This window comes from Flavobacterium sp. PS2 (assembly GCF_046250155.1).
Taxonomy (GTDB): domain Bacteria; phylum Bacteroidota; class Bacteroidia; order Flavobacteriales; family Flavobacteriaceae; genus Flavobacterium.
Window position 1 is genome coordinate 2,385,182 of record NZ_CP176426.1, and the last position, 15,131, is coordinate 2,400,312.

Sequence of the window (15,131 nt, forward strand, 5' to 3'; positions counted from 1 at the left end):
TCAATAAATTAAATATAACATTTTTAAAAATTTATCGATAATAATTCAGGTAAATTCCTTTATTAACAATGTTATTATAAAGATATAGAACCAGTAAATCTTCTTTTATAACAACATCCTAGAACCGTTCTTGATCATCGCAATCTAATAAGGGGTGTTTTACATATAGAATCCATTAATAAATAGTATTGTTTTTATGTTGTTAATAACTCTATAAGTATCTTTTTATCAAACAACTAAATCATATTTTATATTAAAATAGTTAAACTGTCCTTGATAATCACAATCTAAAAAAACGCTGTTTTACATTTTGAATCCATTAATAAATAGTATATTTTTTACGTTGTTAACAACTCCACAAACACTTATTTATCAATCAATTAAAACCATTTTTTTTAAACGAAAAAACCGGGTGAATTTAAAATCCGCCCGGTTTACTATTTTATTGGTGCGAAGCACCCGTTTTTTGAACTTTTTACTGACAAGCAATCTTATTTACTCTATTTTGGTGTCTTCCACCTTCAAATTCAGTATTTAAAAACGTTTCAACTATTTCTACTGCTTGTGGAATCGATGTAAAACGCGCTGGAATACTAATAATATTAGCATCGTTGTGTAAACGAGTTAAATAAGCAATCTCCTTAGTCCAACATAAACCAGCTCTTACTTTCGGGTGTTTATTAACAGTCATTGCAATTCCGTTTCCGCTTCCGCAAATAACAATTCCAAAATCTGCCTTACCTTCAGATATATCTGTAGCAACAGGATGACCAAAATCTGGATAATCTACAGAATCCTCAGAATCTGTACCATAGTTAGTTACCTCATGTCCTTTTGCTTTAAGCATAGCAACAATTGCTTTTTTATATTCTGGTCCTGCGTGATCGTTTCCTATTGAAATTTTCATTATTAAGTTATATTAAGTTGTGTAGTGCAAATTTAACTAATAAATAAATGGTTGCCACGAATTTCCCTAATTTTCCCTAATTTTTTACTTAATAACTTTTAAAAACATAGTTTTAGTAATTCGTACTTATTGATGAAATTTGTATTAGAAAAAGCTTAATATATAACTCACTTCATATCAAAAACTTAACACTTATTAACATTATTAACAACGCTATAAGTATCTAGTAATCAATGAAAAATAAACATCTTTTTTGTTAAATTTTTATATTGTTAATAGCAAAAGCTAATTCGTTGATATTCAGTTAACTTTAAATTAACATCTTTTGTTAATAACTACAGAAAGAAAATTAGAAGTTTTTTTTGGTTGTGTCATAAAAAAACCTAATCCAAAACTGGAACTTAATAACCTAATAAAGTTTGGTGAATTTTTAGAAAAGTTATCAATATCAAAAAGTACATTTTCAACAAATATCAGCATATGAAGTTATCTACAAAATGAATTCATTTTAGGTTGTTAACCAATGTTAATTAAAATCTAAAAAGTATTAGAAATTAATCCTTTAACGAAATATAAGTATGTTGATAACTCTAGATAACTAAGAGAAACTTCATTTCAATGCTTTTAAAAATAAATTTATATGACATATTAACACACTATAATAACAACCAAAAATTAATTAAATTTAAATTTTTCTTTTTTATATATATAATATATGTTGACAACTTTGAAAAAATTGAAAAGAAAAAAAAATTGAAAAGTTGAAGTTACACGATTGAAAGTGGATTATTGAGATTGTCTAGAATTTCCTGAACTCTTTCGAAATCCTCTGGATGAACGTTGAGTTTGATTCCGCCCAAAGCAGCCGAATAGAATGGAGCCACCGATAAGGTCATTTCGTTCTCCAGATAGTATGGAATGTCTTCTTGTTCTAATAAGTGTTTTAGAACGACTGTTTCGTGCAGATAATTGAATGTAGCAATAGTTTTAAAGCTTTCCATAAAGGTCTTTTCGTAAAGATACGAAATGAGCATTACTAAAAATTTGTAGCTAACAGTAATTTAAGTATTCAACCCTAGCGATAGCGAATTGGCAAAGCAATTACAAATGACCTTTGAAAATCAATAAATATCTCCCTTTGAAAGTTATATTTTTAATAAAATGTACCCTAAAAAGTATTATCTGATATCTTCTTTGTAATTTTAAACCTTATAAGAAAAGATATATGAGTAAGAAAATTAGAAAACCGATAAAGAATGAGAAAGATTTCTCAAGTAAGATTATAAAAATTTTATCGCAACATGCTAATAAACCATTTAATTACAAACAAATAGGAGCGAAGCTCGAACTAGACGATACTAAAAGTCGTAACCAAATTATAAAAGATTTAAAGATTCTGGCTTCTCAAAATAAGATTGTAGAATCAGAACCAGGTAAATATTTAATCAAAGCAATTAGTCAGGATTATTACGAAGGTACGATTGATATGACAAGTCGTAAAACAGCATATTTTATTTGTCCTGATTTTACTGAAGATGTTTTTATCCCCACAAATAATTTAAATCGTGCACTAGATAAAGATAAAGTAAAAGTTTACGTTTATAATAGAAGAAAAGGGAAACGTCCTGAAGGAGAAGTAATTGAAGTAATTGAAAGAAATAAAACTGACTTTGTTGGAGTTATTGACATTCAGAACAACTTCGCTTTTGTCTCTACTGCAAATCCTAAAATGTACACTGATATTTTTATTCCAAAAGATAAAATAGGTGAGGCACAAAATGGTGATGTTGTTTTAGTTACGATAGAAGATTGGCCAAAAAGAGCTGATAGTCCGTTTGGATCAGTAGTTAAAGTTTTAGGTAAACCTGGAGAACACGATACTGAGATTCATGCTATTCTGGCTGAATACGGTTTACCATCAGATTTCCCAGTAGAAGTAGAGGTTTATGCACAAAAGATAGATACATCTATACAAGAAAGTGAAATTGCTAAGCGTCGTGATATGCGAGATACGCTTACCTTTACGATAGATCCAAAAGATGCAAAAGATTTTGATGATGCCTTATCTTTCAAGAAATTAGAAAACGGTAATTATGAGATAGGTATTCATATTGCCGATGTTTCGTATTATCTGGAGGAAGGAACTATACTGGATGATGAAGCTTATCAACGTGCAACATCAGTATATTTAGTAGATAGAGTAGTACCAATGCTACCAGAAGTGTTATCTAACTTTGCATGTTCATTACGCCCTAACGAAGAGAAATATACTTTCTCTGCAGTTTTTGAAGTATCAGAGAATGCACAAGTTATTAACCAATGGTTTGGTAGAACAGTAATATATTCAGATCAGCGATTTGCTTATGAAGAAGCACAATATATTATTGAAACAAAAGATAATACAATTCCAGAAGAAACTTCTATTACAGGAAGTTCTTATGTTGTTTCAGATGAAATTGTAAATGCAACTTTAAAACTTGATGAATTAGCTAAGATTTTAAGAAAGAAAAGAATGGCCAATGGAGCTATTTCTTTTGATAAAGTCGAAGTTAAATTTGATTTGAATGCCGAAGGAGAACCAGAAGGAGTTTATTTTAAAGTTTCAAAAGATGCCAATCATTTAATCGAAGAATTCATGCTTTTGGCAAACAGAAAAGTTGCCGAATACATTGGTAAACAAAAGAAAACATTTGTTTATAGAATTCACGATGAACCAAATGAAGATAAATTAATAGCCATGCAATCGGTTATTGCTAAGTTTGGTTACAAGATAGATTTCCGAAATAAAGGAGATATATCTAAATCATTAAATGCTTTAATGGAAGAAGTTAATGGTAAAAAAGAGCAAAACTTAATTGATACTCTTGCTATTAGAAGTATGAGTAAAGCCAAATATTCGACAGATAATATTGGTCATTATGGTTTAGCTTTTGATTATTATAGCCATTTTACCTCACCAATACGTCGTTATCCAGATGTTATGGTGCATCGATTATTGCAATATTATCTAGATGGAGGAAAATCTGTAGATGAAGAAACATACGAAACCAAGTGTTTACATTGTTCAAACATGGAAGGTTTAGCTACAAATGCTGAGCGTGATAGTATTAAATACATGCAGGTTAAATACATGCAAGATCATAGAGACGAAGAATTCCTTGGTGTTATTTCTGGAGTTACAGAATGGGGAATTTATGTTGAAATTGTTTCTAATAAATGCGAAGGTATGGTAAGAATCAGAGAGATAAAAGATGACTATTATACATTTGATGAAAAACAGTATGCGCTTGTTGGAGCTACTTCAGATAAGATATTACAATTAGGCGATGAGATTTACGTTAAAGTTAAAAATGCCGATTTAGTTAAAAAACAATTAGATTTTCATTTTTTAAGAAGAGCAGAATAAACAGTAAAAATTTAAAAGGGAAAACATGAAAAAGATTTTGATTGGAGTTGCAATTTTATTTGTACAAATGTCATTTGGTCAGGTAACCAAAAGTTTAGGGGATTTTGATAAAGTGAAAGTATTCGATAAATTGAGTATTACATTAATTGAAAGTTCAGAAAACAAGATAGTTATAAAAGGAAAAAGAGAAAGTGAAGTAGAAGTTGTTAATAAAAACGGAGAACTAAAACTAAGAATGCCTTTTCCTAAATTAATGTCAGGAGATGATGTTTCTATCCAGCTTTATTACAAACGTATCGAAAGCATTGATGTAAGCGAAGGAAGTATTGTTTCTAGTAAAGAAACTTTCAAGCAAACAACAATTGATTTAAACTCTAAAGAAGGAGGAGAAATCAATGTAATTTTAGATGTTGATAATGCCAAAGTAAGAGCTGTTTCTGGAGGAATTATAAAAGTATCTGGAGATGCTAAAACACAAGTTGCTAATTTAGGTTCAGGAGGAATTCTTAGAGCAAGAACATTACATACCTCACAAACGACAATAAACGTTTCTGCGGGAGGAAATGCTGAAATCTATGCTACTACCTTAGTTGATGCAAAAGTTAACGCTGGAGGCTATATTTACATCTATGGTAAACCAAAACAAATTAACCAAAAAACTGTTCTGGGCGGTAAGATTGAAGAGAAAGAAGAATAAATCGAAATTGTATTTTAATGATAAATGATATTTTAGCAGGGATTCCATGGGGAGTATTTTTAAGCTTTATGGTAGGCCCAGTATTTTTTATATTACTTGAAACAAGTATTACCAAAGGTTTTAGAGCTGCATTGGTTTTTGATTTAGGTGTAATTCTAGGAGATATTTTCTTTATAGCTATAGCTTATTTAGGAAGTTATAGATTAATTAAAAGTTTACAAGATAAACCAGCTCTTTTTATTTTTGGTGGTATAATCATGTTAGCTTATGGTATTATTTCGTTTGTACAACTCAAGAAAGAAGAGAAAATAAATGACGAAGAAATAGACCGTGATATTATCAAAAGAAACTACGGAAGTCTTTTCGTAAAAGGGTTTTTCCTAAACGTTATTAACATTGGAGTTCTTGGTTTTTGGGTTGCGATCATTATTTCAATCGGTCCAAAATTAGAAATGCAAACTTCTAGAATGATGACATTTTTTGTTACAGTAGTAGTAACTTATCTAGTTATAGATTGTATTAAAATTGTTTTAGCAAAGCAATTAAAGTCTAAGATGACACCATCTAATATTCTTAAAATTAAAAAAGGAATAAGTGTTGTTCTAATGATTTTTGGTTTTGTTTTAATTATTCAAGGATGGTTTCCAAAAGAAAAAGAAATGGTTAAACATGCTTTTGAGAAGATAGAAAAGTAATTGTTAATAACTACAAAGTATAGTTTTAAACCTCTCATTATGAGAGGTTTTTTTATGTTTAAAAGCTTTGAAACTCTTTGTCAAAGCTCAAAACTTTGACAAAGATAATTACACTCTCATATAAGACTTCAACTCCATTAAGTCTGACATAAAGCAGTAAAAATTAAGCACAAAAAAAAGAGACACATTTCTGTATTTCTTTGAGGTATCGTCTGGATTCGAACTATATCTTTATCTAATTTTTTCTAAAAATTAAGCATAAAAAAAACCTTCAAAGAAATTTGAAGGTTTTTGAGGCATCGTCCGGATTCGAACCGGAGTAGGAGCTTTTGCAGAGCCCAGCCTAGCCGCTCGGCCACGACGCCATTGTTGAACGGATGGCAAAAGTAACCATAATCTTTAAATTTTAAAAACTTAAAGCCAACTATTTTTAAAAATTATTAAAAGAAATAATTTTACTTCTTTCTATTTTCTTTCATTATAATTGTAACCGACTCAACATCACCACCAATAGGAGGATTAATTTTAGAAACCTCTACTATTGTTTTTGTGATCATCGGAATCTCATCTAGCACTCTTGTAATGATTCTTTTGGCAACATGTTCTAATAATTTAGATCTAATTGCCATTTCTTCTTCCACAATTTTGTTTAAATGTACGTAATCAACAGTATCGGCAAGATGATCAGACTCGGCAGATTTTCTTAAATTGGCATGAATTTCTAAATTCACTTCATAGTCAGATCCAATTTTTCCTTCTTCAATTAAACATCCGTGGTAAGAAAAAGTACGAATATTTTTTAGTTTAATAATTCCCATTTTTATAATTTTATTCTTGTAATATTTGGATTTTGGTAATTGGATGTTACAGCCAGTACGGAAACTAATTTCTCGTTTTCATCAATTGTAAAATGAATTGTATAAGGGAATTTCTTTAAAGGTAAAGTACGAACAATATTATATTTTTCTTCAAAAAAAGGAAAGGTCTTTAAAGTTTCTACGTAATCTTGATATTCATTAAAGAATTTTTTTCCCAGTCCATTAGTTAAAGATTCATAATATTCAGCAATTTCATCTACTTCTAAGTCAGCACGTAATAGAATAATTATTTCATACATTTATTTATTCCATTTAGCGTTGAGCTTTTTTTTAGATTCTTCCCAACTTATATAATCTTCTGGTTTGGCATTTTTCATACGTTCTAAAACCATTTCCTGCTGCCATAACGGAATTTCATTCGGAGTGTTTTCGTCTATAGAAACATCTGGAATATGTTTGAAAAAACTAATAAAAGTTTCGTAAAAATCGTCTGGTATTGTAACAGTTAATTGTCTCATAACTTTGATTATTTATGCAAAAATAGCGATAAATTTAATTCAAAGTCTCTTAACCCTAATTCTCTATCTATCATCTATTTTTTTATCTTTGCTAAAATTACTATAAAATAATGGCATCAGAAGAAAAATCACTCAATTTTATTGAACAAATCATAGAAGAAGATTTAAAATCAGGTCTATCAAAAAATAAACTTCATTTTCGTTTTCCACCAGAACCAAATGGTTATTTACATATTGGTCATGCAAGTTCTATTGCTTTAAATTTTGGATTAGGACTTGATTATCAATCTCCTGTGAATTTACGTTTTGATGATACTAATCCTGAAAAAGAAGAACAAGAATTTGTTGATGCAATAAAAAAAGATGTTGAATGGTTAGGTTATACTTGGTCAGAAGAGCGTTATGCATCCGATTATTTTCAACAATTATATGATTGGGCAGTTTTATTAATTAAAAAAGATAAAGCTTATGTTGATAGTCAATCTTCTGAAGATATGGCTATTCAAAAAGGAACTCCTTCTACAACAGGTACAGATAGCCCATATAGAAATCGTTCTGTAGAAGAGAATCTAGACTTATTCGAAAGAATGAGAAATGGAGAATTTGAGGCTGGAACTCATATTTTGCGTGCAAAAATAGACATGAAATCTACTAATATGTTGATGCGTGATCCTATTATGTACAGAATTTTACATAAAGATCATCATAGAACAGGAGATGCCTGGAAAATTTATCCAATGTACGATTGGGCACATGGACAAAGTGATTATCTAGAAGGTATTTCACACTCATTTTGTACATTAGAATTTTTGCCTCATCGTGAATTATACGATTGGTTTTTAGATCAAATTATAGATGAAGATAAACTACGTCCTAAGCAAAGAGAATTTGCAAGACGTAATCTTTCGCATACCGTTGTAAGTAAAAGAAAATTACAACAACTAGTTAAAGAACACCATGTTAATGGTTGGGACGACCCAAGAATGTCAACTATTTCTGGATTAAGAAGAAGAGGATATACTGCTGCTTCATTACGTAATTTTGCTAATTCTACAGGTATTGCAAAACGTGATAATTTAATAAGTGTATCCGTTTTAGAGTTTTGTATTCGTGAAGATTTAAACAAAATTGCACCTCGTGTAATGGCTGTTTTAGATCCGGTAAAATTGGTAATTACTAATTATCCTGAAGGAAAAGAAGAGTTGCTTGACGCAGAAAATAACCAGGAAGATGATACTGCTGGATTCAGAAAAGTACCATTTTCAAGAGAATTATATATAGAAAGAGAAGACTTTCTGGAAGATGCTCCAGCTAAATTTTTCCGTTTAACATTAGGAAAAGAAGTACGTCTTAAAAATGCTTATATCATTAAGGGAGAAAACGTTATAAAAGATGCTGAAGGTAATATTACCGAAATTCATGTTACGTATGATACTGATTCTTTAAGTGGAAGTGGAAGTGAAGCAAGCCAACGCAAAGTATCTGGAACGTTACATTGGGTTTCGATTGCTCATGCAGTAGAAGCTGAAGTTCGTTTATATGATCGTTTGTTTATAGATGAAGCTCCAGATAGTCATAAAGAGAAAAATTTCTTAGATTTTGTAAATCCAAATTCATTAGAAATTGTTACTGGATTTGTTGAACCAAGTTTGGCTACAGCTCAAAATGAAGATAAATTTCAGTTTCAACGTTTAGGTTATTTTACTGTTGATAAAGATTCAACTCCTTCAAAATTAGTGTTTAACAAGACTGTTGGACTTAAAGATGCTTGGGAAGAAAAAGGTAAAAAAGAAGAAAATAGCATTAATAATTCTTTAAAAGATATCAATAAATATTTTAAAGTTGAAACTGCTGATGAACGTTTAGTAATTGAAAAAACAATTGCTGAGAGTATCAAGAACATTTCTAGTTTTTCTTTATTACAAAATTCATTAAAGAAGAATATTAATAATAATAAGAGTTCTTTGTTATTTGCTCAATTCATTTTGAAATTTTCACATTTAAAATATTATGATTTTGATAAAGAAGATATCAAAAAATTATTTACAATGTCGCTAAGAAGTGAATCTACACATGTGCGTTATGAAGCTCTTTTAAATTCAAGAGATTTAAATGATCTTGATATTAAGAATAGTTTTTACAGTGATTTTTTAAAATTAGAAGCAAATGTTCCTAAAAATGCTTCGGAAAATGAAATTTTAATTATATCTCAGATTAGTGAAATTTATAAATAAATATAATCTATCGAAAAGCGCTTTTAATAAGCGCTTTTTTTATTATTTATAATTTCTATTAAAAAGTAAAATTTAATAGTTTTCTCAGATTAAAATCGACCTCCATAAATTGATTTTAAGACGTTTTTAATAATCAGTCAATATAATTATCGTTTTTATAAAAATAATTAATTAGCGTTCTTTATTTTAGTTTTAGACTTAATTTTAAGATGATTTTGTTGTTGTTAACATCCAAATGTTTATAAGTATAGGATCTTTGCAATTCTGATTCATTTTGCACGATATTCAATTCAATTTTTCACTTAGCTACTGTTTTACAATTTTGATTTTACAATTTCATGTTTTGAAATCATTTTGACAAATCAAAAAATAATTCTCCCAACTTTAAAAATAGGATGAAAATTAATTATCAATTTTATTTATGTAATTGTTTATTATATGTTGTTTTATTTATTATTTGTATTAGTTATTGTTTTGAAATTTTATATAGTTTTTATAGATTAAAATCAGCTTTCATATATTAATTTTAAGACGTTTTTAAGATTAAGATAACTCTATTATTGGTTTTGTAAAAATAATTCAATAGCGCTCTTTATTTTAATTTTAGACCCGATTTTAAGATGATTTTCTCGTTGTTAACATAGAAATGTTTATAAGTACATATCCTTTCCAATTTTCATACATTTCAGTCGATTTATAATTCAATTTTTTACGGAGTAAGTATTTTACTTTTTGAATTTAAAAAAAATTGGTTTTCTAAGATTATTTCGATCCCTCTAAAAATACAATTCTACTAACTAGAAAATTTCATTGCATAATTAGTATGAAAACAATATATCAGTTTTAATTATATTAAAGAATATTATTTAAGTTTTTAACTATTATTAATATTTATTATAGATTTATAGATTTTAATAGTTTTTATAGATTAAAAACAGCTTTCATATATTGATTTTAAGACGTTTTTAGAAATTGGATAACTCTAATATTGGTTTCCTGAAAAAGATTGAATGACGAGCTTTATTTTAATTTTTCGTCAAAATTAAGATGGTTTAACGGGTTGTTAACACAAAAATGTCCGTGAAAGTGTTATTTTTATAAAAAGCCAAATAAGTAAATTTTTAGAAAATGAATTTATTCATTTTAAAATAAAAATGGAGTGGGCTATGATTACAAAATTATTTTTCAAACTTCAGAATTTGATCTTAATGCAAATTCTAGTTTTTGAATAGTTTTAGATGAAATTCTTAAAATTAATTTATCGTTCGTATTTAGATTGTGATTTAGTTTTGATAATATTTTTTTATTTAAAGTGTTTTTCAATTTTATTTCATGATTACCAAAATCGCCTAAATTGATTTTTTGATTATTTTCAAAATTGTTTATTTCATTTTTTATGATATACTTTATTGAGGCTTAATTTTATATTATAAACTTAATAGCAGTATTTATGAAAATCAAATTTTTAATACTAGGAATATTATTTACGAGTTTTGCTTTTTCGCAAACGCATCAAATAATCAAACATAACGGAGAACAATTAGATGTTAACTATATAAAACAAGATAATGATCTTCTTTACTATTCATTAAACGGAAGTTCAGAACAATTTACTATTAGTAAATATGCGGTTTCTTCTCTTAATGAAAAAGCAAGTTCTAAATCAGAATCTATTTCTCCAAAAATTACAGTATCTGATAAAAAGGATTATAGTTCGGTTAAAGTTTTAAAACCTAGCCAAACTATTGGACTAAAAGAAGTTGAAACTTTTTCAGGGTTATCCACAAAAACAAAAGGGGAGTCTCCTTTAGCATTAAAGGAACAAACAGAAAGACGTATCAAAACTAAGTCTGCAGATAATGGATATCCGTTTGTGGCAATTGTCGAAAAACCAGATGGTAAGTACCAAGCAGTTGCTTATGTATATTAAAATTATATTAAACATTATTCCCTAGAATTTTATTTGTAAAAAAAAGATTATCTTTAGTATTAACTTTTAAAAATTATAGTTATGTCAAACAACACAGGAAACACAATATTAGCACTTCTTACAGGTGCAGCGATTGGAGCAGGAATTGGAATTTTGTTTGCACCAGATAAAGGTTCAAAAACCAGAGGACGTATTAAACACGGAATCGATGATGCAAAACATAATTTAAAACATAAATTAGAACATTCTACTGAAGGATTACGTGACAAGTTTTTGAATGCAAAAGAAGATTTAGATGGAACTTACGAAAATCTACTTTCTAATATGAGCTACAAAACAGAAGAAGTAATTTCATTTTTAGAAACTAAATTGGCCGATTTGAAAACTCAAAACGCTAAGTTGCAAAAATAAATAGCCTGTTTTAAGGCATAAGCAAAGTACACATTGAACTTTAATTGTTATTGTTTCAAAAAAATTAATTAATTTTAAGAATCACAATACATTGGTTTCATTGTGTACTTTGTATTTTTATCAATATCACTAAAATAGTTATTATGGCTTTTGAAGAATTAAAAGAACATACCGAAAATATTCAGGATCAAGCGAAAGCTTATGTTGATAGTCACCTGGCTTATTATAAGTTGTGGGGTTTTAAAGTAGCAATGAAATCTACAACAGTAATATTCAAATTTATTTTAATCTTATTGGGTTTCAGTATGGTTATGTTATTTGGATCTGTTGCTGCTGCATTTGCCATTAGTGCCGCTTTAGGAAGTTATACTTTTGGTTTTCTTATAGTAGGAGGGTTGTATCTTATAGCTACAATACTTATTTTCTTTATAAGAGATAAAATGGTAGAAGGACCAATCTTGTCAAAATTTTCAGAAATCTTTTTTAACGACTAAATTATGGAAACTAAAAAATACTCATCATACGCTGAAATTGAACGAGAATTGGAAATTCTTAAATTAGAAAAACAAATCAATTATCAAAAGCTTGTTCTTAGTGTTCAAAAAACTAAAGAATCATTAGAACCAAAAAATATAGTAAATGGATTCTTGGGTTCTTATAAAGACATGCTTTCTAATTCTTATATAAAAATTATACAAGCCGCTATCCCTTATTTGATAGCTTGGTTTATGAACAAAAAAAGAGGCAATTAAGCCTCTTTTTTATTTTATAAATTCTGATTATTCTATTGCTTCCGGAGTTTCTGGAGCTTGATAATCTTGGTTTATTTCAGCTTTAGGTTTAACCTTTTTATTCGTTTTCTTCATCATTTCGCCAACCTGGTTAGATGCACTAAAAGAAGCAACCATGTTATTTAGCATATCGCTTCCTGCCTGTGGTGAATTTGGTAACAAAATCAAGTTAGAATTTGCATCTGCACCAATAGCTTGTAACGTATCATAATGTTGAGTAACAACAATTAATGCTGAAGCTTCCTGAGAATTAATTCCAACTTTATTTAAAACGTCAACACTTTCTACAAGACCTCTTGCAATTTCTCTTCTTTGATCTGCAATACCTTGACCTTGTAATCTCTTACTTTCTGCTTCAGCTTTTGCTTTAGCAACAATTCTAATTCTAGATGCTTCAGCTTCAAATTCTGCAACAGTTTTTTCTCTATCAGCAGCATTAATTCTGTTCATTGCATTTTTAACCTGAATATCTGGATCAATATCAGTAACCAAAGTATTGATAATTGTGTACCCATAAGTAGTCATTGCTTCATTTAATTCTCTTTTTACAGCAATAGCGATATCATCTTTTCTTTCAAAAACATCATCAAGTTTTAATTTTGGAACTTCGGCACGAACAACATCAAATACATAAGATGTGATTTGATCGTGAGGATATTCTAATTTATAGAAAGCATCATAAACAGTTTCTTTGATAACCATAAATTGAACAGATACTTTTAGTTTCACAAAAACATTGTCTTTAGTTTTCGTTTCAATGATAACATCAAGCTGTTGAATTTTAAGATTTACACGTCCGGCAATTCTATCGATCATTGGTATTTTTAATTGTAAACCGGAAGTTCTTACACTAAGAAATTTTCCAAAACGTTCTATAATTACAGATGTTTGTTGTTTTACTGTAAAGAATGAAGAAAGGAAAATAAATAATCCGAAGACTAAAAGAAGAATAATTGGAATGTTCATAACAGATAAATTTAGTTTAAATATTAATGGTCAAATTACGAAATTTCTTCCATTTTAATGCGTTATGTTTTTATTAAAATGAAAAAGCGTTAAGAATACCAACTTCAGGTGTTCTTAACGCTTTTATATTTATTAGATTTTTTGTTTTTACAAAGCTACAATTGCTTTCTGTATTCTTGAGATTGTTTCTTCTTTTCCTATGATTTCAACAATGTCAAATAGGTGAGGACCTTTTAATGCTCCAACTAAACTTAATCGGAAAGGTTGCATAACTTTACCCATTCCAATTTCATTTTTCGTCATCCAATCTTTTACTATAGTTTCAATATTTATAGATGTAAAATCTTCAATATTTTCCAGAACAGATGTAAGTTCTTGCATTAAAGCAGGAGTTTCTTCTTTCCAATTTTTACTTGCTTTTTCATCATAAGATGTAGGAGACTGGAAAAAGAAATCACTTAGTTCCCAAAATTCAGAAACAAAATGAGCACGTTCTTTTATCAAAGAAACTATTCTAACAAGATCTACTTTTGAAACATCAATACCTTTTTCAAATAAAATAGGAGTGAAGTCTTTGGCTAAATCTTCATTACTTTGTTTTATCAAATGTTGGTGATTGAACCATTTGTTTTTGTCTGGATCAAATTTAGCACCCGATTTATGAACTCTGTTCAAATCAAAAGCTTCTACTAATTCATCTAATGAAAATATTTCTTTGTCAGTTCCATCATTCCAACCTAATAAAGCTAGGAAGTTTATAACAGCTTCTGGGAAAAATCCTTTCTCTCTGTAACCAGATGAAATGCCTTCTTCTGTTTTCCATTCTAATGGGAATACTGGGAAACCAAGTTTATCACCATCTCTTTTAGATAATTTTCCGTTACCAATTGGTTTCAGGATTAATGGTAAATGAGCAAACTCTGGAGCATCCCAACCAAAAGCTCTGTATAATAAAACGTGTAGAGGCATAGATGGTAACCATTCTTCACCACGAATTACATGAGATGTTTCCATCAAATGATCATCAACAATATTTGCTAAATGGTAAGTAGGCATACCATCACTTTTAAATAAAACTTTATCATCTAAAAGGTTAGTTTCAAACTTAACTTCACCACGAATAATATCTTGTAAATGCAATGTCTCGTTAACCGGAGTTTTAAAACGGATTACATAATGTTCTCCATTTGCAATTCTCTTAGCAGTTTCTTCTGCAGAAATTACTAGAGAAGTATCTAGTTTTTCGCGGTTATGATGATTGTATATAAATGTTTTTCCTTCAGCTTCATGTTGTTTTCTATGAGCATCTAATGATTCTGGAGTATCAAATGCATAGTAAGCCCAACCCGAATTGATCAATTGATCAGCATATTGTTGGTATAAATCTTTACGATCACTTTGTCTGTATGGTCCAAATTTTTCATTTTTTCCAACAGTTTCATCTGGAGCAATTCCTAACCATTCGAGAGCTTCCATAATATAAGCTTCGGCACCAGGAACAAAACGGGTCTGATCAGTATCTTCAATTCTAAGATAAAAAACACCGTTATGTTTTTTTGCAAATAAATAATTAAATAGGGCAGTACGAACACCACCAATATGTAATGGTCCAGTCGGACTTGGTGCAAAACGCACACGAACTTGCTTTGACATTTGTTTAAATTTTGATGCAAAGATACGACTTTACTTAAATTCCAATTTTTTTAATTCCAAATTCCAACTCTATAATTGGAATTTGGAATTTATTTTTTGGAATTT

Annotated in this window: 15 protein-coding genes and 1 tRNA gene; 8 read left to right on the forward strand and 8 right to left on the reverse strand. The window is 28.9% G+C overall.

The window, feature by feature from the left end; all coding sequences use genetic code 11:
- Positions 1 to 475 precede the first annotated feature (475 nt).
- Positions 476 to 907 (reverse strand): ribose 5-phosphate isomerase B, encoded by a 432-nt coding sequence (gene rpiB, locus ACJ6WR_RS10305; protein WP_039113300.1) that lies wholly within the window; start codon positions 905 to 907, stop codon positions 476 to 478.
- A 767-nt stretch (positions 908 to 1,674) separates the two neighbouring features.
- On the reverse strand, positions 1,675 to 1,908 hold the full coding sequence (locus ACJ6WR_RS10310; protein WP_039113299.1) for a putative signal transducing protein: 234 nt from the start codon (positions 1,906 to 1,908) through the stop codon (positions 1,675 to 1,677).
- Positions 1,909 to 2,132: 224 nt separating this feature from the next.
- On the opposite strand from ACJ6WR_RS10310, the gene rnr reads away from it, so the two are divergent.
- From rnr to ACJ6WR_RS10325, 3 genes are read left to right on the forward strand one after another with little or no spacing between them, the layout of a single operon-like run.
- On the forward strand, positions 2,133 to 4,313 hold the full coding sequence (rnr, locus tag ACJ6WR_RS10315) for a ribonuclease R (protein ID WP_039113298.1): 2,181 nt from the start codon (positions 2,133 to 2,135) through the stop codon (positions 4,311 to 4,313).
- Positions 4,314 to 4,338: 25 nt separating this feature from the next.
- Positions 4,339 to 5,010 carry a head GIN domain-containing protein gene (locus ACJ6WR_RS10320; RefSeq protein ID WP_039113297.1) on the forward strand — a complete coding sequence of 224 codons (672 nt, stop codon included), beginning with the start codon at positions 4,339 to 4,341 and terminating at the stop codon, positions 5,008 to 5,010.
- Between the two features lie 17 nt (positions 5,011 to 5,027).
- On the forward strand, positions 5,028 to 5,705 hold the full coding sequence (locus ACJ6WR_RS10325; RefSeq protein ID WP_039113295.1) for a LysE family translocator: 678 nt from the start codon (positions 5,028 to 5,030) through the stop codon (positions 5,703 to 5,705).
- Between the two features lie 294 nt (positions 5,706 to 5,999).
- On the opposite strand, the gene ACJ6WR_RS10330 is transcribed toward ACJ6WR_RS10325, so the two are convergent.
- The 4 genes from ACJ6WR_RS10330 to ACJ6WR_RS10345 form a co-directional block, all read right to left on the reverse strand.
- Positions 6,000 to 6,070: transfer RNA gene (locus ACJ6WR_RS10330), tRNA-Cys, on the reverse strand.
- Positions 6,071 to 6,160: 90 nt separating this feature from the next.
- Complete coding sequence (gene folB / locus ACJ6WR_RS10335; protein ID WP_409417744.1) at positions 6,161 to 6,523, reverse strand: dihydroneopterin aldolase; 363 nt, start codon at positions 6,521 to 6,523, stop codon at positions 6,161 to 6,163.
- Between the two features lie 2 nt (positions 6,524 to 6,525).
- Positions 6,526 to 6,822: a hypothetical protein gene (locus ACJ6WR_RS10340; RefSeq protein ID WP_409417745.1), complete on the reverse strand. Its 297-nt coding sequence runs from the start codon at positions 6,820 to 6,822 to the stop codon at positions 6,526 to 6,528.
- Positions 6,823 to 7,041 (reverse strand): hypothetical protein, encoded by a 219-nt coding sequence (locus tag ACJ6WR_RS10345; RefSeq protein ID WP_039113291.1) that lies wholly within the window; start codon positions 7,039 to 7,041, stop codon positions 6,823 to 6,825.
- 110 nt (positions 7,042 to 7,151) lie between these two features.
- On the opposite strand from ACJ6WR_RS10345, the gene ACJ6WR_RS10350 reads away from it, so the two are divergent.
- The 5 genes from ACJ6WR_RS10350 to ACJ6WR_RS10370 all read left to right on the forward strand — a co-directional run bounded on the left by ACJ6WR_RS10350 (position 7,152) and on the right by ACJ6WR_RS10370 (position 12,368).
- The gene (locus ACJ6WR_RS10350) at positions 7,152 to 9,275 is read left to right on the forward strand and encodes a glutamine--tRNA ligase/YqeY domain fusion protein (protein ID WP_409417746.1); all 2,124 of its coding nucleotides are present in this window, start codon (positions 7,152 to 7,154) and stop codon (positions 9,273 to 9,275) included.
- 1,450 nt (positions 9,276 to 10,725) lie between these two features.
- Entirely contained in the window at positions 10,726 to 11,205 is a 480-nt protein-coding gene (locus ACJ6WR_RS10355) for a hypothetical protein (RefSeq protein ID WP_039113289.1), read from the forward strand.
- A gap of 81 nt (positions 11,206 to 11,286) precedes the next feature.
- The gene (locus ACJ6WR_RS10360) at positions 11,287 to 11,616 is read left to right on the forward strand and encodes a YtxH domain-containing protein (protein WP_039113287.1); all 330 of its coding nucleotides are present in this window, start codon (positions 11,287 to 11,289) and stop codon (positions 11,614 to 11,616) included.
- A 143-nt stretch (positions 11,617 to 11,759) separates the two neighbouring features.
- On the forward strand, positions 11,760 to 12,110 hold the full coding sequence (locus tag ACJ6WR_RS10365; RefSeq protein ID WP_039113286.1) for a hypothetical protein: 351 nt from the start codon (positions 11,760 to 11,762) through the stop codon (positions 12,108 to 12,110).
- A gap of 3 nt (positions 12,111 to 12,113) precedes the next feature.
- Positions 12,114 to 12,368: a DUF6327 family protein gene (locus ACJ6WR_RS10370; RefSeq protein ID WP_039113285.1), complete on the forward strand. Its 255-nt coding sequence runs from the start codon at positions 12,114 to 12,116 to the stop codon at positions 12,366 to 12,368.
- Positions 12,369 to 12,395: 27 nt separating this feature from the next.
- Here the strand turns inward: ACJ6WR_RS10370 and ACJ6WR_RS10375 are convergent, their stop codons facing one another.
- Together ACJ6WR_RS10375 and gltX are read right to left on the reverse strand one after the other, a co-directional pair.
- Positions 12,396 to 13,373: an SPFH domain-containing protein gene (locus ACJ6WR_RS10375; protein WP_409417747.1), complete on the reverse strand. Its 978-nt coding sequence runs from the start codon at positions 13,371 to 13,373 to the stop codon at positions 12,396 to 12,398.
- A 147-nt stretch (positions 13,374 to 13,520) separates the two neighbouring features.
- Positions 13,521 to 15,026 (reverse strand): glutamate--tRNA ligase, encoded by a 1,506-nt coding sequence (gltX, locus tag ACJ6WR_RS10380; RefSeq protein WP_409417748.1) that lies wholly within the window; start codon positions 15,024 to 15,026, stop codon positions 13,521 to 13,523.
- Positions 15,027 to 15,131 lie beyond the last annotated feature (105 nt).

What these genes read in the sequence shown, in the direction of transcription:
- ACJ6WR_RS10370 (WP_039113285.1), top strand. Translation starts at nt 12,114, where the DNA reads ATGGAAACTAAAAAATACTCATCATACGCTGAAATTGAACGAGAATTG.
- gltX (WP_409417748.1), bottom strand. Translation starts at nt 15,026, where the DNA reads ATGTCAAAGCAAGTTCGTGTGCGTTTTGCACCAAGTCCGACTGGACCA.
- ACJ6WR_RS10365 (WP_039113286.1), top strand. Translation starts at nt 11,760, where the DNA reads ATGGCTTTTGAAGAATTAAAAGAACATACCGAAAATATTCAGGATCAA.
- ACJ6WR_RS10310 (WP_039113299.1), bottom strand. Translation starts at nt 1,908, where the DNA reads ATGGAAAGCTTTAAAACTATTGCTACATTCAATTATCTGCACGAAACA.
- ACJ6WR_RS10340 (WP_409417745.1), bottom strand. Translation starts at nt 6,822, where the DNA reads ATGTATGAAATAATTATTCTATTACGTGCTGACTTAGAAGTAGATGAA.
- rpiB (WP_039113300.1), bottom strand. Translation starts at nt 907, where the DNA reads ATGAAAATTTCAATAGGAAACGATCACGCAGGACCAGAATATAAAAAA.
- folB (WP_409417744.1), bottom strand. Translation starts at nt 6,523, where the DNA reads ATGGGAATTATTAAACTAAAAAATATTCGTACTTTTTCTTACCACGGA.
- ACJ6WR_RS10345 (WP_039113291.1), bottom strand. Translation starts at nt 7,041, where the DNA reads ATGAGACAATTAACTGTTACAATACCAGACGATTTTTACGAAACTTTT.
- ACJ6WR_RS10325 (WP_039113295.1), top strand. Translation starts at nt 5,028, where the DNA reads ATGATAAATGATATTTTAGCAGGGATTCCATGGGGAGTATTTTTAAGC.
- ACJ6WR_RS10360 (WP_039113287.1), top strand. Translation starts at nt 11,287, where the DNA reads ATGTCAAACAACACAGGAAACACAATATTAGCACTTCTTACAGGTGCA.
- ACJ6WR_RS10375 (WP_409417747.1), bottom strand. Translation starts at nt 13,373, where the DNA reads ATGAACATTCCAATTATTCTTCTTTTAGTCTTCGGATTATTTATTTTC.
- ACJ6WR_RS10355 (WP_039113289.1), top strand. Translation starts at nt 10,726, where the DNA reads ATGAAAATCAAATTTTTAATACTAGGAATATTATTTACGAGTTTTGCT.
- ACJ6WR_RS10350 (WP_409417746.1), top strand. Translation starts at nt 7,152, where the DNA reads ATGGCATCAGAAGAAAAATCACTCAATTTTATTGAACAAATCATAGAA.
- rnr (WP_039113298.1), top strand. Translation starts at nt 2,133, where the DNA reads ATGAGTAAGAAAATTAGAAAACCGATAAAGAATGAGAAAGATTTCTCA.
- ACJ6WR_RS10320 (WP_039113297.1), top strand. Translation starts at nt 4,339, where the DNA reads ATGAAAAAGATTTTGATTGGAGTTGCAATTTTATTTGTACAAATGTCA.